Below are 20014 nucleotides of genomic sequence, written 5' to 3'. Positions count from 1 at the left end.
GCCTCCAAGTGATTTTTATAATGTGAGAAATGGCGATAGACCAAATGAGAATTATTATGCGGAGGGGGTCATTTTCTGCAAAGAGGTGCGTCGGACAAAAAGGGGTCTTTTTCCGCCAATCTTATGCAGTAGTCGTTTGATTTACCTTTGAAGGAAGCTAACTCTTACATACTTCAGATTAAAGAAGTTAACGCGATGTTCAGATCTCTCAACTTCTCGGCACTGACGTCCTTACCCTCGTAAACGAGCCGCTTACCGACCATAAAAGCCAATGGCATGTTGACTGCGTCAACAGCAATTAGACGACCTTCCCTGATATAGAAAACCGCAAATGCATCACCCTCGATGTCGCGGCGAACGACGCGTTCATCATGGTTCTGTGACAATCCCACCATTTGCAGGCGAAGGTCATATTGATTCGACCAGAACCATGGGACGTGGTGGTACGGTTTGTCCTCTCCCATCAGGGTAGCCGCCGCTGTACGGGCTTGTTCGACAGCGTTGGCGACCGATTCGACCCGTTGCATTTGTTTGAAAAAAAGATTTCGGTGGCGGGTACAGTCGCCGATAGCCAGGATGGAGGGATCATTGCTGCGGGTATGTTCATCCACTAAAATACCGTCATCACAAGCCAGTCCAGCGGACTCTGCCAGTTTGGTTTCTGGTACTACTCCTACAGAGACGAGCACAATATCGGCTGGCAAGGTATTCCCGTTCGCCACTACTACGCCAGTCACATGACCGAGACCGTCAGTTGCGAATTCGGTAGCCGTGGTGGTCAACCGCACATCCACTCCCGCGCTGCGGTGCTTTGAATAAAAGAACTCTGAGATCTCTGGTCCTGTGACACGTTGCAATAGGCGTTCTGAGGATTCGAGCACAGTGACGTCTAGGCCTGCCTTGATGGCGATTGCTGCCACTTCTAGGCCGATGTAGCCGCCACCAACGATCACCAGCCGTTTACCCGGATTTAGTTGATCACGCAGGACATCGGTGTCGGCGATATCGTGCAGATAATGAATTCCCTTCAAGTCCGCGCCGGGTACTTTCAGACGTCGCACCCGTGACCCAGTGGCCAGGACGAGTCGATCGTATGTCAGAGTGCTCTGATCAGACAAGAGAATGGTTTTATTGCTCCGATTTATCTGCTCAACGCGCACGCCAAGTTTAAGCTGGTGGCCCGCGTTCTCGTATACCGACGATGGTTTCAAGTACAGCGACTCTCGGTCAACACTACCCGCCAGGTAATTCTTCGACAGAGGTGGGCGCTGGTATGGGGGGTAGGGCTCATCTCCTACCAGTACTATATTATGCGGGTATTTTTTCTGGATTAATGTGGTCAGTAGCGCGCCTGCTGCATGCCCACCTCCAACGACAACTGTCGTCTCTTTTTCTTTCGTTGTCATGAGCGCCCTCTCCAACACGTTATTGAGACCGGATTATCCAGCTGGACAATATTATGATTGCGCCCCCCTAACAGCGGTCGGGCGTCTCTGTTTGCTTGTAAAGGAATTAACTTGTATTCTGCGTCAAAGAGATTATCGCAGTGGGGTCAATTTAACCATCATCTCCGAATAGCCACGCACGAAGTTCGACTGCACTCGTTCGGGCTCACCAACAACTTCTATGTTTTCAAAGCGCTTGAGTAATTCCTCCCACAGGATACGCAGTTGTAGTTCGGCCAGACGGTTGCCCATGCATCGGTGAACGCCATAGCCGAACGACAGGTGGTTACGTGCGCCAGAACGGTCGATGAGGAATTGATCCGGATCCGTAAACTTGCGCTCGTCCCGATTTCCCGATGCATACCACATCACTACTCGATCACCTTTTTTGATAGTCCGTCCCCCAAGCTCAACGTCTTGCTTGGCGATTCGGCGCATATAGGCCAAAGGTGTTTGCCAGCGGATGATTTCCGACACCATGTTTGGAATTAGCGCAGGGTTTGCTTTGAGCTTCTTGAACTCTTTCGGAAACTGGTTCATGGCTAGTAAGCCTCCACTCATGGAGTTGCGGGTAGTGTCATTACCACCGACGATGAGTAGTGCCAGATTGCCAATAAACTCCATCGGACGGTTAATCAAGTCACGAGTGTCCTCGCTGCTTTGCAACAAGCTGATCAAATCAAAGCCTGGCGCCTCACCTGCGGCGCGGCGTGCCTGCTTATCTCGCCAAAGTCGTGAAAAATCGCGGGCCATGTCGGCGGCAGCGTCGAACATGGCCTCCTCGTCGGTGAACTCGCCACCGGTGGCTGATGCGGCGCCAGCTAAAAGGTCTGACCAGTAAATTAGTTTGTCACGTTCGTCGTAAGGGAAATCCAAAAGCGTGGCCAGCATGCGTCCAGTTAGCTCCTTTGATACCGTTGGTACCCAGTCAAAGGGTTGGCCCACGGGAAGACTGTCGAGCACATCCCCTGTGCGAGACCGGATTAGGCTCTCCATTTCTTTCAGGTTCTGAGGAGCCACTACGCCTTGCACGGAGCTCCGCTGTGCATCGTGTTTTGGTGGATCCATGGCGATGAACATTTCCACCGAGAGGCCTTCAGGGGGATCGCCAAGGATGATGACCGGCTCGGCGGAAAACAGGTCATGGTGTTTATCGACGAACAGGATGTCCTCATAGCGAGTCACCGACCAGAACGGACCGAATGGACTGTTTTTCTGGAAGTGAACCGGGGCTTCATCACGCAGCCTCTTGAAATAGGCGTGCCATTGCCCTTGCCTGTACAAAAACGGATTGCTCACGTCAATGTCATCAATTCGTAGTGTACCTACGTCTGGCAGCGGGTATTCAACAAAGCTTGGTGTGGGCCTGCGCGCGCCAATTGTTTTCTTTTTGGCACGCATCAAAAATTTCAGACCCTGAATTTGCAAATGCATTGGTATCACCTTGGCGGTGGCATTAATCACTCTGGTCTGAATTTGGTCAAATGTTTTGGATTGTGTTGACATGGGGCTCTCCGATATTTACATCTGAAATTCTGGGAGTCGAACGGTCATGCCGTCCATCGCTTCAGTGGTTTTAACTTGGCAGCCCAAACGTGAGGTTTTTGCCCGCTCTGGCGTCATCGATAGCATCTGCTCTTCTCCATCACCGAATGAACCGATCTTTTCGAACCATTCATCTGCGACTATGACGTGACAAGTGCCACAGGCGCATTCCCCGCCACAGTCCCCATCGATTCCTGGAATGGCGTTATCGACAGCGATTTGCATCAATGATGATCCAGCTTTGAATTCGATAACGTGAGTTGTATTGTTATGCTCAATAAAAATGATTTTGCCCACCGCGTTTCTCCTACTAGTAACTTCAATCGATAAGATAGTAGATCGCCGTCAACACAACGGCGAGGTCATTTCTTGACGGCACCGGGTCATTTCAAGACAATGCAGTTATTTTCTTTCCTTGATAGGCGGCGCTGATGACGCGGCAAGCGAATATTTCCCAAAACCTTACAGCCGATATCCCATCAAATTACTCACGACTCATTGCCCGTGAGCTGGATCTGACCGCTAGACAGCTACCAGTTCTGTTACTTGGAACGGGACTCGGAGTCAGACAGTTTCTGAGGGAGGATGGCTTGCTCTCGGCAACTCAACAAGTTCTGATTTTGCGAAATGCGTTGGTGTTGTCTGGCCAACCCGAATTTGGTTTAATGTTGGGCAAGCGCCTCACGCCGGCGACGCATGGTGCTATGGGGTTTGCCGCTTCAAGCAGCCCAAATTTACTCAGTGCGCTACAGGCTATACATATATTCCTGCCAACGCGGGTAAGCGTCATTGAATTACGTTTGCAGCAAGTTGAAACTCACCTCGAATGCACACTGCATTTTCGGATGTCGCTTGATGCTGACATACAGCGTTGCCTGGCAGATACGATAATTAAAGTTCTTCTGGAGTTTGGTGAATTCATTATTGGTCGACCCCTAAATGAGGCTGAAATATTTTTCCCCCATCCGGCACCCACGTACCATGCGCTGTACTCCGACTATTTATCGGGGCAGATTCTCTTTGGTTGCGATCATTTAAAACTCAGGTTGCCGATGGCGTTGTGTCTGGAGCCGAACGCCTCTGCCAATCATGAAAGCTATCGCTTTGCTTTGCAGCAGTGTGAATCCATGCTCGCGCAACTTCAGACTCACAAACCTAGCTATCAGACGAGAATTAAAAAGATGATGTTGTCCCGTCCGCCCGGAACTCTTAATGAAGATGAAGCGGCAGCTTCACTATTCATGAGCAAGCGCACCATGGCACGTAAACTCAAAGAGGAAAACACCGGATTCCGGCAAATCCGAGACGAGATTATGTCTCAACAGGCTGCAAGCTACCTGTGTGACAGCAGGTTATCCATTGAGAATATCGCTGTGTTGATGAACTATCATGATAGTGCCAACTTCAGGCGCGCTTTTAAGCGCTGGTTTGACCAACCGCCAGAGACGTTCAGGCTAAATACCAAACCTCAGGCTATGCATCTTAGTTGATTTATGATCTAAATCAACGGTTGATTGAGCTGCTTTAACTGGTGCAAGTGTTCGCCTTGAGCATCTTGATTGATCAAGCCTTTGATAATAGCTTGCCAGACGAAATTGCCAATGTCGTCCGGTGTATGGGAGCCGTTTGGATCAAACCATGTTGCAACCCAGTTGAGGGCACCAAGGCCAATCAGTCGAAGAAGACGACTATCCACGCCTTTCTGAATAACCCTCTGGCTGATCATTGTTTCGAGAATATCTATCCAAAGAGACTCGTACTGGTCACGCAGCTTTATGATTTCCTTCCGTGCCTCTGGACTCAAGGCTCGCCATTCAAACAGCAGCACATAGACCATGTCGGAATCACCCAGCAGAGCTCGAAGATGTGCATTGATGCAAAGACGCAACTTCTCGACTGGGTCATTCGAACTGGCATAGGCCAATTCGACCTCTTCTGTTACCAGGTAAATTCCACGGCGCATCAGTTCAACAAGAAGTGCCTCCTTGGTGTTGTATCGATAATAAAGGCTGCCTGGCAGCATATTACAAGCTTCAGCGATTTCCTTAAGTGAGGTTTTCTCAAATCCCTTTTCGCGAAAAAGTCGTGCTGCATTTGACAAAACATTGCTCTGATCGTCCAATTTATTATCGGGTATGGGCGGTTTTTGAACCATAGTTTGTACATCTCCTAAGTGGGGCCGTTGTATTTCTCATCACCGTCAAAATGGACTGACCCTACACACAAATAATATTCCATTGTGTAAGTCGTTGCCCTTCAGCTTGAACATATTCTTGACTTTAGTTGGTTGACCAACCAAAATTAAGATGTGTGTAAATTTCTTGGCGATTACTATCAATGACAATAATTGCTTTCGGTCATTTTTGTGCCAATTCCAAATGTTACTAAGCGTTCAAATCTGATGACTGAGCCAAACAAAGTTCAACAAAATGGTGCCGTAGAGACTGCGCGGCGTTTTACCGAGCAGGTCCCTCACAATAGCGATCTGGGTATGCAGGTGGTCTCTGTGCATGGCAGCAAGGTGTGTATGCGTCTAACTCCACAGGCATGGATGTTCGCCGATGCCGAAAAAAGGGAAGTAAGCACGAGTATTTTGTATTCACTGGCTGACTCGGCCAGCGGTCTTGCGGTATTCGCTGAGGCACAGGAGCTAACTCCTATAGCTACGTTGAGTTTGCATATGGATTACCTAAGACCCGCTGTTGATAGTCATTCATTGTTAGCGGTGGCCACTTGTCGCCATCTTATGGACGATGTTGCCTTCATCTATTGTGAAATCTTCTGTGAAGGTGATGATGTGCCGCTAGCAACAGGTAGTGCCACATTTATAAGAAATACCCAAGGCCAACGCTTCCAAGTGGCTGAGGCTTCAAGGGGAAGAGCATGAGTCGTACTGCCGATCCTGCCCATCCTCGTCCCATCCCATTTGACGGAAAGAGCGAGTATGACGCTTGGCAGACCTTACTTGATAGTATTCCCTACTCTCGGCATTTAGGACTCGAGGTTCAACGACACAATGAGGCGATATTTGTTCAACTGCCTTACCGTGACGCTTTTATTGGTAATTTCATGCTGCCAGCACTACACGGCGGTGTAATCGGAGCCTTGATTGAGATTACAGCGCGTATCGCTGCCCAAAGAGAAGATACGCAACTACGCAGCCCCCGTATTCTGGGAAGCAACATCCACTACCTTCGCTCAGCCACGGCGCAAATTACTTTCGCGAACGCGGAGATTGTGCGTCAAGGTCGGCGTACCAGTTTGGTGAGGGTGAGCTGTTGGCAGGGTGACAAGACTGCACCGATAGCAAACGGAGTTGTTCAGTTGCTGTTCTCTACTTCCGGGAAGAATCAAGATGGTATTGGTAACAAATAAATCATGTTCTGTCGAACGAGACGGATTTCTCGCCGCTGATGGTCGAGAGATTACCTTGTGGCGGTGGCCTCAGTCTGACGGACGCCCCATGCTTCACTGGGCACACGCGACTGGTTTCCATGGCCGTCTTTATAAGCCACTTCTTGATGAACTGTCCGTTGAGTGCAACATCATAGCTTGGGATATGCGTGGACATGGGGCAAGTGCCGATGCAGCCGATGCTTCTACATTTCGCGGTTGGGAGACCTACTATCAAGATCTAACCGCGTTGTTGGCAAAGTTGGATGAACCCGTTTGGCTTGGAGGTCATTCAATCGGTGCTACATCAAGCATTATGGCGGCTGCTCGCCAGCCAGACAAAGTGTTGGGATTGATACTTTTAGAGCCGGTGATAATGGATTCATGGCAAAGCCGAATGTTGTGGTTGTCCAAGCTGTTGCGTCGATCACACCGGTTGTCGCTGGCCGCTGGAGCCGCACGCCGACGGAATGTGTTCGATTCTTATGTCTCGGCTCTGGAAAACTATCGTGGTCGAGGTGGCTTCAAGACTTGGCCCGAGTCTTGGTTAGAGGCTTATGTCCAACATGCCTTTATACAGGATGGAGATCGTCTTCGTCTTGCATGCTCACCGTTGTGGGAGAGCTCCACATTCGCTCAAACCGAGCATAACCCGTGGCCAGGCATTCGTCAGTTGAAGTGTCCTGTTGTTGCAATAGCTGCGGAGCGCGCTTCAACTTTCTCATCATTAGCGCAAAGACGTCTTGGAAAGATATTGCCCTCAGCCGAAGTGAGGGTTCTGGCTGGAACTACGCATTTTTTGCCTATGGAACAAACTGAGCTAGTTCGTGATGCGATGCTTAAAATCATGTTGCCAAAATGCAGCCAGAACTAATTCAGAGATTGATCAAATTGCAGTTGTGAGGAGCAAATTAGTGGACAGGCAAGCCCAATATGATTTTATAGTCGTGGGAGCGGGCTCCTCCGGAAGTGTTTTGGCCAATAGGTTGAGCGAAAATGGCAAGTTCACGGTATTGGTATTGGAGGCAGGGCCTAGCGATAAAACCAACATGTTCGTACACATGCCAGCGGGTATGGCTAGTCTTATGCGCAGCCATAAATACAATTGGCGATTTTGGACATCACCACAAGTACATTTGAATAACCGGGTCATGTTTCAGCCACGCGGAAAAACGCTTGGTGGGTCAAGCTCGATTAATGCATGTGTCTATATTCGAGGTCATTGGAGCGACTTTGATCACTGGGCGTATCTAGGTTGCAAAGGATGGGCGTACGAAGAAGTTCTACCTTATTTTAAGAAATCAGAAAACTTTCAGCCTGAGGCGATTGCCACTGGTATGACTCAAGAGGAGCTGGAAAAATATCATGGTTCCGAAGGCCCGTTAAATATAGTCTCGCCGAGCCATAAAAATAAACTTTCCAAAGCCTTCATAGAGGCAGGGGTACAGGCGGGATATCCCGAAAACCTCGATTTCAACGGGGTCAGTCAAGCTGGAATCGGCTCGTATTATGCTTATCACAAAGATGGTCAACGCTGGAGTAATTCTAGAGGGTATCTTTGGTCCGCTATGTCCCGAACCAACCTGACCGTTATCACTAGTGCACGAGTAGCCCGGGTTTGCATCGACAGTCGAAGCGCCTCTGGCGTTGAGTATTTTCATGAAGGACAACTCTGCAAAGTAGTGGCCAAGAAGGAAGTTATTTTAAGTGGGGGTGCATTTAATTCGCCGCATTTATTGATGTTGTCGGGAATTGGTCAATGGCAGGATCTGATTAAATACAACATCCCGTTTGTACATGAGCTACCTGGTGTGGGGCAAAATCTGCAAGACCACCTGGATGTTTTTCTGGTGATGCGGACACGCAATCGTTTGCCCATCTCTTTACACCCTTTGTCTTGGTTGCGATGTATCAGCGAGCTGGTCAAATATTTAATATTCAAGCGTGGTGAGCTGAGCAGTAACCTTGCCGAGTCCGGTGGCTTCGTGAAGTCTTCCAAAGAAGAACCAATAGAAGATTTGCAATTGCATTTTGTTCCACTTCCTGCCATTCGACATGGCTTGAATTTGTGGCCACTATTGAAAAGTTATGCGTATTCCATCATGGTTTATGATCTTCGCCCTCTATCCAAAGGTAGGGTTAAGTTGGCAAGCTCAAACCCACTTGATTTGCCTGTTGTTGATCCAAATTACGGGGAACATCAAAGAGATATCGATCGACTGGTTAAGGGAATTCGAATCGTGAGAAACATTGTCTCGCAGCCGGCATTAAGGGGAATGAACCGAGAAGAAATTTCACCCGGACAGCATCTACAGACGGATGAAGAGCTGCAAAAATGGGTCAGAGAGACAGCGGAAACAGCTTATCACCCAGTGGGCACTTGCAAAATGGGCGTAGATGAGATGGCTGTTGTTGACCATCGTTTACGCGTGCACGGCATTGCCAAATTGCGGGTTGTGGACTGTTCAATTATGCCGACCTTGGTCGGTGGTAACACAAATGCCGCTGCCACTATGATTGGAGAAAAGGCTGCAACCATGATTCTTGAGGACCACGATCATGAAAGAGACTAAAGTGCCTTCAAGTGTTGGTTTGTAATCAAATTTGCTCATATCTCTGGCGCCAACATTATGTGTAGTGGTCCCAATCTGATCTGATCGTCTCTGTTTTTTTACGGCGCGGATGTTAGATGGATTCAATAGGTTACACTTTCCCATCGTAGGCTTACTTGTATCGGCGTTCGTCTGCAACTCATTTTGTCAGAGACTGAGTCGTGAAAATGTTATTTGAAAGATGGAAAATTTTGAGTGCGTAGATTCTGGTGACGCAACTAATCTGACTCCTAGGTTGAAGATGCGGGATGACAATAGAAATTCAACGCAGAATAACTACTATAACCCTGCGAGTAAACGCAACTGAATGACCACCCCTACTGAATGAATAATGGTATTTTTTCATCATCCACGGTTTCAATGGCTGCATCGAGCATGTTGTTCACAAGATCTGTATCTGGACTGTTCCGAATAGATCAGCCAGGTGTGCTTGATTTGAAAATTATTTGCAATTATATGTAGTGTCCATTCTTAGGCAAACTTGTTTGCGACTTTCCAACACCTGATAGTGGAACTCGATTTCCATATTAAATCTTCTTTCCCACGGCATGTATTTGGCCTGATGATCGACATTCACGAAGTCACTTGGATTAATGTGAAAAGTCTCTTCGCGCGGTTTTCGCATGACCTGTAGATTAGGTCCAGAACGAGTTGTTTCCATCCGCTCATCTGATAAATCGTCAGGGTCAACATCTTCGTTAAATGTGATATCTAGTGGCTGTTCCTGTTCTTTGGATTGATAATCTGAAGATTCACTACGCAATGCCTTGATTGTTTTTTGACTCATATCATAACTTGTGATTCGGCCTTTAAATTTATAAATGCGAGTCGTGTCCTGGAGTCCGCTCACTTGTTCTGCAAGGTGTATTGTAACGTCGGTGTTTGGGCTCAAGCCAGAAAACTTAGTCAGCTTGATTTGGTTGTGTTCGACAAGACGTTCGACAACAAATTCGTGAACCTGCTGGGTGATTATTTCCTTGGCTAAATGATCAAGTTTAGAGTTGTCGTCCTTACCTATACGGTGAATGCTATTGAGCTTCGGTTCGAACACGACACCTTGCAGGCTTGAAACGATATCGACGATGTGATTATCAATCCAATCCAGCCGTTCGAAAATCGCTTCCTCATTTTCTTTTGTCGATGAGATGTCAAAGACGAGTTGCCAATAACGGAGTTCACTTTCTGAGTCACTGACCAAGTCGCCGACTTCAATTGACCTGTCAATTTGATCTCTGTAAGTGGCTGCAATTCTGTGGAAAAGATTTGCTTTTGAAGTTTTGAATAATCTAGCACTTTCAGATACCTGTCCCTCTGTTAGTGATTGCGGATTTTTCACCTTAAGTTTATGAACTACATAGAAAGTCATTTAGTAGCCTCCTGCTAACAGATGTACAATCAATCCAATCCAGAAAAATTCAGTATTCGAAAAAGGCACGTCTTTCTTTTGACGTTTGACACCAATGACCCACACTGTCTCTAGTTCAATATTGAACTTGACTGTTTGACGCACAGGACCAACTGATAAGTTGAATCGAGTGCTCAGTCCAAGATCTGTCAAGACATTCCGAATATCGCATTTTTGACTGTAAGAATTTGACCAAAAGAACAAATCTTTGGAGTCGAATCCGAGGAACTGAAGCAGGTCTAAAATGTGGATGAGATTCACAAGATCCTTTTCTTTCATCGATTCGCGGATCACATAATGAGCATCCTCGGTGAAGTTACCGAGTGGATCAAAGTTAGAGTTGAGTTCAAATGGAATTCGTTTAAGAGCCAATATTTCTGATGTTTTTGCAGGCGTTGCCTGCACTCGGTGAATCAAGTCAGCAGTATCTGCATTATCGGGTAATTGTTTTTCAAGGCGTTCGTAGAAGGCTCGGCTCAGGAAAATGCCGTTCGTTTTCGCGTGAGCGAAGCGGGCAGGGCGAAGGTTAGGCGGAAATGATCTAAAGATATTTTCAAGATGATAGAGCCGGCTAGTGATTTTCTGGTTGGCAGTGGAACAAGGATTTATCGTATCGCTAGATTGGTTGAGGTAATCAAGTGATCCGAGAATGTAGTCTTTGACGTTAAAAGTACGCAGCTTTATTGGCTCATCGAGTTGATGAGCTGAACCTTTAAGGCCGTATCTTGAAGCCAATGAGAAGGCGAAACTTTCGCTTTGAGTTTCAGTGTTCCTGAGCGCGCTTTCACAAAATTGACTGTTGTACAAAGAGTCGATGACCTCAAACCCGCGATGTGAATAGGTTTCTAGTAGCGTGGTTGTTCCTGCATGCCCGAGAATTCTGCTCGCGACAAATAGTGTTTTGCGATTCACGTTATCGGGTGTTGTATGAATCAATCTTTCGCCGGTTAACGGATTGTCAGGATTGCAGCAAATTGCACTCTCAAAAAGTCCATGTGTCAGTTCGTCAGCAAAGGTATGTCGCAGGGTGTGAATACTCCCTCTGAAAGTAACATTTCGAATGATTTGGTTTAGACGCAAACTAATCTCGCGCGCAGAGGACTGAATCAAATCGCCAAGGTAACTTGCTTTCGCTGTGATTGCTCGGTGCTTTATTCTTTGAAGGATCCCTTTCTCCTCACTTGTAATTTTAGTTTGAGATAACACATAGCGATTGGAAGCAGGAAATTTGGGCCTAAAAACAGAATCGCCCACCACTCTGAGCAGCGGGGTAGTATCTAGAAGCTGCAGATTGACGGGCTTTAGAAAGAGAGACTCAGTTTTCCTCAGACCAAAACGACGAAGAAGAACAAAAATTGCTTGAACCGCTTCGGGCTGGGTTTCTTGAATTTTTTTAAAGATCAGATTTAGTTCTTTCTGAGAAAAGAGATGTGTAGCTGGGTTATAAACCGTACCAATACTGTCGAACTTCACGGACATCAAAGGATTCAGTTCTGCTAGTTTGGAGAATAGGTCCCTAATTTGACGCAGATCGTCTTTAGCAGATTGCAGGATCTGTTGTCTGTCCAGTAGGTAGCCGTTAATGGTTTCAATTGCCTCATCGAGTTGTTCATCATCGATTTCCTGCTCGAGGTTGGTCTCTTTAAAAAGATTCCCAATTCTTCCGTAGTAATTGAGCTTGGTGCTTTTAGCCAAACTTTTTCGTCCAGAGGGTCTTCTACTCTCTATATCTTTGGCATAGCTTAAAAGTGCCGATTTACACAGAGAGGGTCTCGCTGCAATTTCTGTACTTAGTCTTAGCATCGCGCCAAGGGCGTCATCCATGATTGCTTCAATATGGCTTGCGACAGATTTACACAATAGCCCTTGTTCATGGAAGTCAGTTAAAGTGTCCGGGGTGGAGCTCTCCTCGATGGCTTGGTCATTGGTGCCCCCAGAAAAGTTATCCTTAATTTCGAGTCCTGTAGCGCTGACAAATGAGCTTGTAGCTGTCGCTTGGGATGGATTAGGGTCTTTGTTACCGGGATCGGGATATGCAATCGCATCGGTCGCTATAACTTCATGCGAGAGATACTTGGTTGCGAGCGCTAGTCGAGCGTTACTTGCCACGTGATCTGTGTCAGGATCAGTGAGTTGTTGAAAGCTTAGATAATTTGAGCTGCGATGCTTGGTGTCGCCTGAGGCAATCGCGGACAAACAACCGGGTAATTCGTATAGTTGGTAGGATTGCTCAATTTCAGCGAAATAATAAAGTAGGTCTTTTTTGGTGTTAAGCGATGATCCACTGACTCCGAGGCGATTTATTTTAGCCTGCAGGTCACGCCCTAATTTTTCTAAATTATTGCTGCTCTGGCGAAAGCTTAGTTGATTGACCAGCCGTTCATAATAGTGAATTGACAGGCGATGAAGCTCGTGCCGTCTGACCGGAGTGAGCGGATGGGGCTGCGTATCGAAAAAATGAATATCAATAAATGTTTTATCGGATACTGTTCCTAGCAGGTAATTTCCTTTTAGAACCTGCTGAATTGCTATTTTGCAGGTAATGCCATTTAGCTTGATTAAAGAGAGTGCGAACAGAAATTCAAGATTGACCTTTTGTTTCGCCTGGGTGTTGGATTGGAGGATCTCCATGATGCCTGGGTGAGACGCCCGGTATTCCGAATATTTTCGACAAAAGTCGATCGGCACTCTCTCGTTGACGGTACGGCCAACACGCGAGAAGGATTTCATGTCAAGGCCTGGTGCTAACTTTCGAAGAAACCGAGTGAACTTGTAAAAAAAGATATCAAAATGAATCCGGTTGCTCAGCTCCAATTGGGCTTGTTTGAGCGCTTTGTCAATTCGATCTTGTGTTTTCTGTTCGGGTTGCAAGCCTTCAACAATTGATTGCGCATCTTGGTAGGCCCTCGCTGCAACTGACTTGTGTAATGCTTTATGTTCAGTCCTTCGCAATTGCAAGCCAAAGCGTTTGGGTATCGACTGCCCCCACACATCAACGTCTTTGCTACTGAATTCAAAATCAATGGAATCACTAATATTTAGGAACTTTAAGATCCTATCTGCAAAGTCACGAACTCGTTGGTGATCCTTATTCATTGTTCTGAGGCTTGATGCGCCGTAAACTGGAATCTTGTCGTTTTCATGGCCCAATAGTCCATCCACAATGTCTCTATCGGTGATCTCGCAGTGGTTACTGACAAAGTGACGCAAGAAATTGGCCTGTAAGGTATTGAAATTTTCAAGGAGTGTTATATCCGCAGAAATACCTTCAATACCGTTTTCTGTCAGGAAAAAGAAAAATGGGATACCTTGAGTGTTTGAAAGGCTTGGCGTGACGAGAAGCGATTCGATTTGTCTCGAAAGCTTAGGCGTGTTGGTTCGAAGTAGATTGGCGAGGCGTTTAAGAGCATTTCGATAGGTGATGCCAATTTCATCAGCGAGCGATTCACAAAGTGGTACCACACGTCTTGGCTCCCTTAGTAAAACATCTTTGTCATCAACAATCGTGAGATCAAAAGTGTCTGTGAATAAATCAAGATCGCAATATGCATCTTTAACGGGTCGCCCGCCCGTTGTTAGATAGATCCGGAAGATCAAGTAGGTAACCCAAGCATTCCAAGAAATGCAAAGTGATTTGCTGTTTATGGCATGCTCTAATTGGCTAACCATGATAGCTACATCGGCTCTAAATTTCTCAAGATCAAAAGCGTAAGGGGAGCCCGCGACGTTTTTCTCTTTGTGGATTACGGAATAGTAGGCGCATTTCGAAGGAAGCTCTGATCGAGCGTTTTTTTGTATCAACATCGCTGCTGATTCTGGATGCCCTTGTGCAAGGAGCATCAGTCGTCGGCTGCTTTGCAGCCAGGCATTCGATTCAAACCCGAAGTGTACCTTTACCTGATCAATTTTCTCAGGATCGAACTTTTTATCAATCGCGAGGTCGTAGAGGCTCTCATGGGTTTGAATATTCCATTGGTCCTTTAGAAAGTTTTGGAGTTTGGTGGGTAGAGATCTCCGCTCTATCCTTTCGGACGGCAAAAGAGCTGAATGAAGAAAAGTCGTTTTGCCGATATGTTGAAGTGATGGACGAAGTCTCCATATCGCGGAAAAATCCTCCATGAATCCAAACTCCGGTTCTGGCAGATGATGGACTCTAAGTGCTAGCGCACCTTCAAGGTTGGCACCGATTTGATATCCGATCCAAATTAACACGTCTGCTAAAGTGTCATTGGTGATTTCGCTGGTGTTGCCCGTCTCCAAAGTTGCGTAGGCACTGATATGTTCGGCCTGAAGCGGCAAGTGTGGGTTGGTCGGGAAATAGGTCGAAAGGTTGAAATCAAGCAGTACTTGCCCAATGGCTTTTGCCTCTAGCTCAGGGGCATCCTGATTGTTGTTTTGTTGTCCCTTGGTATGGCCGTCAATGTTTGAACCAGTGTGGTCGTCCGGTTGCGCATTATTGAAGTTCTGTTTAAAAAGCGCTTTTAACTTCCGGACTTCCTTGCCATCATCATCGTTTATCTTGTACCTGTTCAATTTCAAAGACTGGATCCCTGAAAGAGAGTCTGGACCAAAGTAAAGAACAGGTTTTTCAGACGGAGAAAAGAAATTCAAGAAACTCTTCTGAATATTCCTCTGATATTTCGTTTCGTTATCGTTTGGAAGAACAGTCGTTGATCTTGATAGGCGAAGTTCAGTTTCTAACTTTTCCTTGAATACTTTTTCACTTTTCGATGGCTTGTCGAAGCGTTGAAACAGGTGGATCAGAAAATCACGGTTGTGATTTTCGTTTACTGGCGCAAACGTTTGCCGAAGCTCATTGAGAAATTTAAGATGGGGCATGCGAAATATCACGCTCCCATGGCTGAGGCAATAGCATTCAAACAACTGCTTTAATATTAGCAAAGCGGTTTGTGTGTAGCCGAAATTGGGATGCTGCTGCCAACTTTGAAAAAGCAGCTCAACAATTGGATATTCGCCGCGTGAGATTTGCTGAGCTCTGAAAATTGGCCGTTTCGTGTTGATAGTTTGAAATTGCCGATCACATGCCTCGTAAGCATGATAGCGTCGGATTATATGTATTAGATGGTGGAGGTTTCTGTAGAAATCGTCCTTGTGCGACCATGCTTGTAAAGTTTCCCTGTAGTGCGAAGTGCATAGCCAGCCAAGGCAGTAGTGGAGAAAGCCCCCTCCCGCAAAAGGGATCGTAATTTCCGATTCAACCTTATGATTACGTAACCCGTTATGAAGACGCAGATCTTCCCCGATTGCCCAACTTCGTCTTAAATTGGTTACGAAGGGACCGGGCAGGTCTATCTCGTTGATTACCGCTGCAAGCGCATCCTCAAACTGGCCACAGTCTTGGATTAGATTTGGATTCCAGTTGGGGATATTTTTCATATGGCGGTGTCCCAGCTTGACAACATCGTTGCAAATATCGTTACGATTGCACCGAGAAGACTTGATTTGAACAAGCTATATCGCTTACACTTCGAGCAAGTGGATTGGGGGCTCCCGGTCGGCGCTATAGCCTCGGTGGGTTTCATCGGGGCTTTTCGCTTTTTTGGGGTGGATAAACTTTTAAGCCCCAATTTTCATATCCTTGCCCGACGTTTTTTCGACCTCCAGAGCAATAAAACTTCTCCTTCAAGATTTCAAAAGCACTGTTTGGTTGATCGGGGCGCAGAATGTTAAGGCCAATCGGCCTAGCGACGAGGTCAGCCAGTTGCAGGCCAGGGGAATCCACTTTTTTATCCGCAAAAATAATCTCAAAAGGGAAGTTGATTCCAACGCGATTTGCGCCATCGGTCATCAACCGCACTCGGTGTGCTGGATCACGATGTGCAGCTTGAGTCGGGCGTGGTGGTGCACAACCCCATGCGAGTGGTGCCCAATGGCGAGGGCAGCGAATTGACCTTCACTTTGTTTCAGCAACCGGGTATGTCGCAGCAGCAATTCGAGGAAGACGCCCAAGCGGTAGCACATGACTTGTACACTTTGAAAACACTTCTCGAATCTGAAAGCTGATGCCGCCACGTCCCCCCACGGTTCCGCTGGCGCCCAACGCGATTCAAAAAGGCACGCCGCTCAAGGTGTTGATGAACCGGGAATCGATCGAGTGCCTGGCGCAGAACATTCTGTATGTGCACAAGACATTTCCGGCGAAAGCATTTTGCCAGCATGCGTTGACCGATCTTGAACCACTTGAGCTGATGCAGCGCGCGCAACACATTGCCAAATCGTTGCGCGAATTTTTACCCGACAATTACAAGCAAGCGGTGTGTATTCTGATCGACTCCTTCACCCCGGCAGAAACCGAAGTAGGGTCCTTGGGCTTGGCAGGGTTTTTCTACATGCCACACAGTTTTTTCATTGCCGATTTCGGTTTGGACCCAAGCTACAATGGTGGCGAAGATCCATTCGATGTGTCCATGCAAGCGTTGCGTGAACTCACCATGCGTTTCACCGCTGAATTTGCCATTCGACCTTTTCTTATTGACCAACAAGAACGCACCCTGGCACAAGTTACCCAGTGGTTAAGTGACCCCAACCCGCATGTGAGGCGATTGTGTAGTGAGGGCACTCGCCCCAAGCTGCCGTGGGGAAAACGGATCCAGTCGTTTGTGGGCAATCCCCAACCCACTTTGCCCATACTCGAATACTTGAAAAATGACGAGTCGCTTTATGTGCGCCGCAGTGTGGCCAATCACCTTGGCGACATTGCCAAAGACCACCCGGAAATTGCTTTTTCTACATGCGAGCGTTGGCTGCAGGCGGGTGCGTCTTCTGAATTGAAATGGGTGGTACGCCATGCAGTTCGCTACCATGCCAAGAAGGGCGATGCCAGGGCTTTGGAAATTCGGGTGAAGGCGAAGGTTTGAATCACGACAATCAAGCTTAAATCGAGGTATTTGTTCATGCAACGGCATTCAAAAATCGCCAACAATGAGGTTCCCGCGCAGTGGGGAACATGGTCGTTTTTGGCGATTCCTGCCTTCGTTTTTTTGTTTGGTGTGGTGAGCCTGCTTTGGAATCCGCCGCTGCTGCTGGCCCTGATTTACGTGGTTGTTAGCGTTTTGACTTACATCGCTTATGCCATGGATAAATCAGCAGCCAGGAAGGGAAAGTGGCGTACCTCTGAAAGCACCTTGCACTGGTTGTCCTTGTTGGGTGGTTGGCCCGGCGCACTTGTGGGTCAACATAGGCTCAGGCACAAGTCGAACAAGGCTCCGTTTCGGTTTGTTTTCTGGTTAACGGTATTTCTGAATGTCGCTTTGTTCCTTGTGCTGGCCTCCCCCAATGGCCAAGCGTATTGGGTATTCTGACCGTCGATTGGAAAAAAGGCCAAGCGAAGTGAATCACCTGCACATTCCTCTCATCAAAACAATTTTCACGGCGGCAGACGCTCTTGACTTGCCGTTGTGGATAGGCGGTGGCTGGGCAATTGATGCCCGTTTGGGTCGAATTACGCGCGAGCACGATGACATAGATCTAACCTTTCCTGCAGACAGACAAGCAGACTTTGAGAATCTGATTCTCCAAATGGACGGGCAGATTACTGAACAAACCGACTATGGCTTCTTGGCGGTAGTTCAAGGTTTGCTTCTCGATTGTGAGCCAGCCTATTTCAACGATTCGGCGTACGAAATTGAAGACACGCCGCCCGGTTCATGCCCGATGCCAAAAGAGGGTGTGATTGATCAATTGCCCATTCGCTGCAACAGCTGGGCGGCAATACTGTGGGACTATTTCTATTACGAAGATGAAGTGCCTCGTGCGCAGTGGCCACAGAAACATGTTTTTTCCCATGTCCTTGTTTGCGAAGCATTGGGCGATAACACCGTGATTAGTTTGAGAAAGCAGTTCGATACACGCTAAATAAATTTATTTTCCAACTGTCGATTTCGCGTTGTCTCGTTCGACTATCCCGGTAGGCATAACTTTCAAGGAGATCACGATGTCGAACAACACAGGTACAGTGAAGTTGCACAGGGTATTGCGCGCGCCAGCAGAGCGGGTTTACAAGGCTTTCACTGATAAAAGCGCGTTGGAATACTGGAGCCCACCTTATGGCTTCACGGGCACCATCCATGAAATGGACATTCGCGAAGGTGGCGGTTACCGCATGTCGTTTAATAACTTCAGCACCGGCAGTAGTCATACATTCGAAGTGAACTACATTGAGCTTGTACCCAATCAACGCATTCGCCACACGGATCGCTTTAACGACGAAAGCCTTCCTGGTGAAATGGTGGTCACTGTTGACCTCAAAACTGTGGCTTGTGGTACCGAGTTGCGGATTGTTCAGGAAGGAATTCCCTCAGTCATCCCTGTTGAAATGTGCTATCTGGGCTGGCAAGAGTCGCTGGAGCAACTGGCCAAGTTGGTTGAGCCTGATATTCCAGATCATAGTTAAGAAAAATTGTATTTCGGCGCTTGACCCGTGTGAGGCAAGCTGGGATATTGATGATTCAAACCGATACCCCATTCCCCACATGAACAATCACTACTCCTTCATTGGTGGCCAAGAAGGCCAGTGGCGTGTTACCCGTTGCGATACCGTTGTGGGAGCGCCTATTGAGGCTGTGCCAAGGCTGAATGTGGTAAACACTGCTGCAAGCCAGCTAAGCCAGCGCGGCACCTGGGTGCTTCAGGGTTTTACCAGCAATGTGCGCTATGCCGAGCGTCATGAAATCAATCAGCTGCGCGCAAAGCAAGAGGGATTGAGCCGCCCAGCCTCGACTTGCGCTGCACTGATTCCAATCAAGAAAAATGCGCAGTGGTGGGCTTTGTCGCAAGACGAACGTCGGGCAATATTCGAGGCACAGTCCCACCACACGGAAATTGGCTTGGCCTACTTGCCTGAAATTGCCCGGCAATTGCACCACTCGCGCGATCTTGGCGAGCCCTTTGACTTTTTAACCTGGTTTGAATTCGCACCCGAGCACACCGATGCGTTTGATGAATTGCTCGTAAAATTACGCACCTCGGAAGAATGGAAGTATGTGGAACGTGAAGTCGATATTCGTTTGGTGAAGGATAGTCTGTGACAATTCAATGTGCAGTTTTTATTGCAACCAGCCTGGATGGTTTTATTGCCCGCGAAGACGGCAGCATCGACTGGTTGAATGAGGCCAATCAAGTGGTACCACCTGATGAAGATTGTGGTTATGGTCAATTCATGGTCGATGTGGATGTGTTGGTGATGGGCCGAAATACCTTTGAACAAGTGCTGACCTTCACGCCTTGGCCCTATGGTTCAACCCCGGTGGTGGTGGTGAGCCGAAAGGGAATTGAGTTACCGGCCAGCGTACCTTCCAGCGTGTCAGTTAGCAGTGAGCGTCCTGCAGTGCTTATCGAAAGGCTTAGCCAGCAGGGTGTTAAAAAGGTGTACCTGGATGGTGGGCAAACCATTCAAAGTTTCTTGGCTGAAGGTTTGGTCAACAGCATCACGGTGACTACCATTCCAGTGTTGCTGGGCAAGGGAAAACCGTTATTTGGCAAGTTATCGTCAGATGTAAAGTTGAAACACAAAAGCACCAAGGCTTATCCGTTTGGATTTGTGCAAAGTGAATACCTTGTTCACAGGGCAGTGTAAATCGCAGTTTGTATTACAA

19 protein-coding genes are annotated in these 20014 nt (G+C 47.4%); 12 read left to right on the top strand and 7 right to left on the bottom strand.

Annotated elements, in window-relative coordinates; genetic code table 11:
• Nucleotides 1–173: 173 nt before the first annotated feature.
• The 3 genes from B4N58_RS11690 to B4N58_RS11680 all read right to left on the bottom strand — a co-directional run bounded on the left by B4N58_RS11690 (nucleotide 174) and on the right by B4N58_RS11680 (nucleotide 3287).
• Nucleotides 174–1406 carry an NAD(P)/FAD-dependent oxidoreductase gene (locus tag B4N58_RS11690; RefSeq protein ID WP_291749530.1) on the bottom strand — a complete coding sequence of 411 codons (1233 nt, stop codon included), beginning with the start codon at nucleotides 1404–1406 and terminating at the stop codon, nucleotides 174–176.
• A gap of 132 nt (nucleotides 1407–1538) precedes the next feature.
• Entirely contained in the window at nucleotides 1539–2951 is a 1413-nt protein-coding gene (locus tag B4N58_RS11685) for a cytochrome P450 (protein WP_291749525.1), read from the bottom strand.
• Between the two features lie 15 nt (nucleotides 2952–2966).
• Complete coding sequence (locus tag B4N58_RS11680) at nucleotides 2967–3287, bottom strand: 2Fe-2S iron-sulfur cluster-binding protein (RefSeq protein WP_159567885.1); 321 nt, start codon at nucleotides 3285–3287, stop codon at nucleotides 2967–2969.
• A gap of 134 nt (nucleotides 3288–3421) precedes the next feature.
• Here B4N58_RS11680 and B4N58_RS11675 point away from each other — a divergent pair, with 134 nt between their 5' ends.
• Nucleotides 3422–4480 carry an AraC family transcriptional regulator gene (locus tag B4N58_RS11675; RefSeq protein ID WP_291749520.1) on the top strand — a complete coding sequence of 353 codons (1059 nt, stop codon included), beginning with the start codon at nucleotides 3422–3424 and terminating at the stop codon, nucleotides 4478–4480.
• A gap of 8 nt (nucleotides 4481–4488) precedes the next feature.
• Here the strand turns inward: B4N58_RS11675 and B4N58_RS11670 are convergent, their stop codons facing one another.
• Entirely contained in the window at nucleotides 4489–5145 is a 657-nt protein-coding gene (locus tag B4N58_RS11670; protein WP_291749517.1) for a TetR/AcrR family transcriptional regulator, read from the bottom strand.
• Nucleotides 5146–5337: 192 nt separating this feature from the next.
• On the opposite strand from B4N58_RS11670, the gene B4N58_RS11665 reads away from it, so the two are divergent.
• From B4N58_RS11665 to B4N58_RS11650, 4 genes are all read left to right on the top strand, one after another.
• Nucleotides 5338–5877, top strand: a complete 540-nt coding sequence (locus B4N58_RS11665) for a PaaI family thioesterase (protein ID WP_291749514.1) — start codon at nucleotides 5338–5340, stop codon at nucleotides 5875–5877.
• Complete coding sequence (locus B4N58_RS11660; RefSeq protein WP_291749511.1) at nucleotides 5874–6365, top strand: PaaI family thioesterase; 492 nt, start codon at nucleotides 5874–5876, stop codon at nucleotides 6363–6365. The genes B4N58_RS11665 and B4N58_RS11660 overlap by 4 nt, the downstream gene beginning before the upstream one ends.
• Nucleotides 6366–6453: 88 nt before the next feature.
• A complete protein-coding gene (locus tag B4N58_RS11655) occupies nucleotides 6454–7257 on the top strand; it encodes an alpha/beta fold hydrolase (protein ID WP_291749508.1) in 804 nt (267 codons plus the stop codon).
• Nucleotides 7258–7297: 40 nt separating this feature from the next.
• A complete protein-coding gene (locus tag B4N58_RS11650; RefSeq protein WP_291749505.1) occupies nucleotides 7298–8956 on the top strand; it encodes a GMC family oxidoreductase in 1659 nt (552 codons plus the stop codon).
• A 481-nt stretch (nucleotides 8957–9437) separates the two neighbouring features.
• On the opposite strand, the gene B4N58_RS11645 is transcribed toward B4N58_RS11650, so the two are convergent.
• From B4N58_RS11645 to B4N58_RS11635, 3 genes are all read right to left on the bottom strand, one after another.
• The gene (locus B4N58_RS11645; RefSeq protein WP_291749502.1) at nucleotides 9438–10361 is read right to left on the bottom strand and encodes a hypothetical protein; all 924 of its coding nucleotides are present in this window, start codon (nucleotides 10359–10361) and stop codon (nucleotides 9438–9440) included.
• Entirely contained in the window at nucleotides 10362–15797 is a 5436-nt protein-coding gene (locus B4N58_RS11640) for a hypothetical protein (protein WP_291749500.1), read from the bottom strand.
• Between the two features lie 142 nt (nucleotides 15798–15939).
• Complete coding sequence (locus B4N58_RS11635; RefSeq protein ID WP_291749497.1) at nucleotides 15940–16209, bottom strand: DUF3800 domain-containing protein; 270 nt, start codon at nucleotides 16207–16209, stop codon at nucleotides 15940–15942.
• Here B4N58_RS11635 and B4N58_RS11630 point away from each other — a divergent pair.
• The 7 genes from B4N58_RS11630 (at nucleotide 16194) to B4N58_RS11600 (ending at nucleotide 19995) form a co-directional block, all read left to right on the top strand.
• Nucleotides 16194–16424, top strand: coding sequence for a hypothetical protein (locus B4N58_RS11630; protein ID WP_291749494.1), 231 nt, complete (start codon nucleotides 16194–16196; stop codon nucleotides 16422–16424). The genes B4N58_RS11635 and B4N58_RS11630 overlap by 16 nt on opposite strands.
• The gene (locus B4N58_RS11625) at nucleotides 16424–17278 is read left to right on the top strand and encodes a DNA alkylation repair protein (RefSeq protein ID WP_291749492.1); all 855 of its coding nucleotides are present in this window, start codon (nucleotides 16424–16426) and stop codon (nucleotides 17276–17278) included. Before B4N58_RS11630 ends, B4N58_RS11625 begins: the two co-directional genes overlap by 1 nt.
• A gap of 36 nt (nucleotides 17279–17314) precedes the next feature.
• Nucleotides 17315–17722, top strand: a complete 408-nt coding sequence (locus B4N58_RS11620) for a DUF1294 domain-containing protein (RefSeq protein ID WP_291749489.1) — start codon at nucleotides 17315–17317, stop codon at nucleotides 17720–17722.
• A 28-nt stretch (nucleotides 17723–17750) separates the two neighbouring features.
• Nucleotides 17751–18275, top strand: coding sequence for a nucleotidyltransferase domain-containing protein (locus B4N58_RS11615; protein WP_040512153.1), 525 nt, complete (start codon nucleotides 17751–17753; stop codon nucleotides 18273–18275).
• Between the two features lie 79 nt (nucleotides 18276–18354).
• Nucleotides 18355–18813, top strand: a complete 459-nt coding sequence (locus tag B4N58_RS11610) for an SRPBCC family protein (protein WP_291749483.1) — start codon at nucleotides 18355–18357, stop codon at nucleotides 18811–18813.
• Nucleotides 18814–18892: 79 nt separating this feature from the next.
• Entirely contained in the window at nucleotides 18893–19447 is a 555-nt protein-coding gene (locus B4N58_RS11605) for a chlorite dismutase family protein (protein ID WP_291749480.1), read from the top strand.
• Nucleotides 19444–19995: a dihydrofolate reductase family protein gene (locus tag B4N58_RS11600; protein ID WP_291749479.1), complete on the top strand. Its 552-nt coding sequence runs from the start codon at nucleotides 19444–19446 to the stop codon at nucleotides 19993–19995. Before B4N58_RS11605 ends, B4N58_RS11600 begins: the two co-directional genes overlap by 4 nt.
• Nucleotides 19996–20014 lie beyond the last annotated feature (19 nt).

The sequence above is a fragment of the Limnobacter sp. UBA3528 genome (genome assembly GCF_002377005.1).
Lineage (GTDB): Bacteria > Pseudomonadota > Gammaproteobacteria > Burkholderiales > Burkholderiaceae_B > Limnobacter.
The sequence above is the reverse complement of the archived record's forward strand: the minus strand, read 5'-3'. Positions and strand labels throughout refer to the sequence as shown.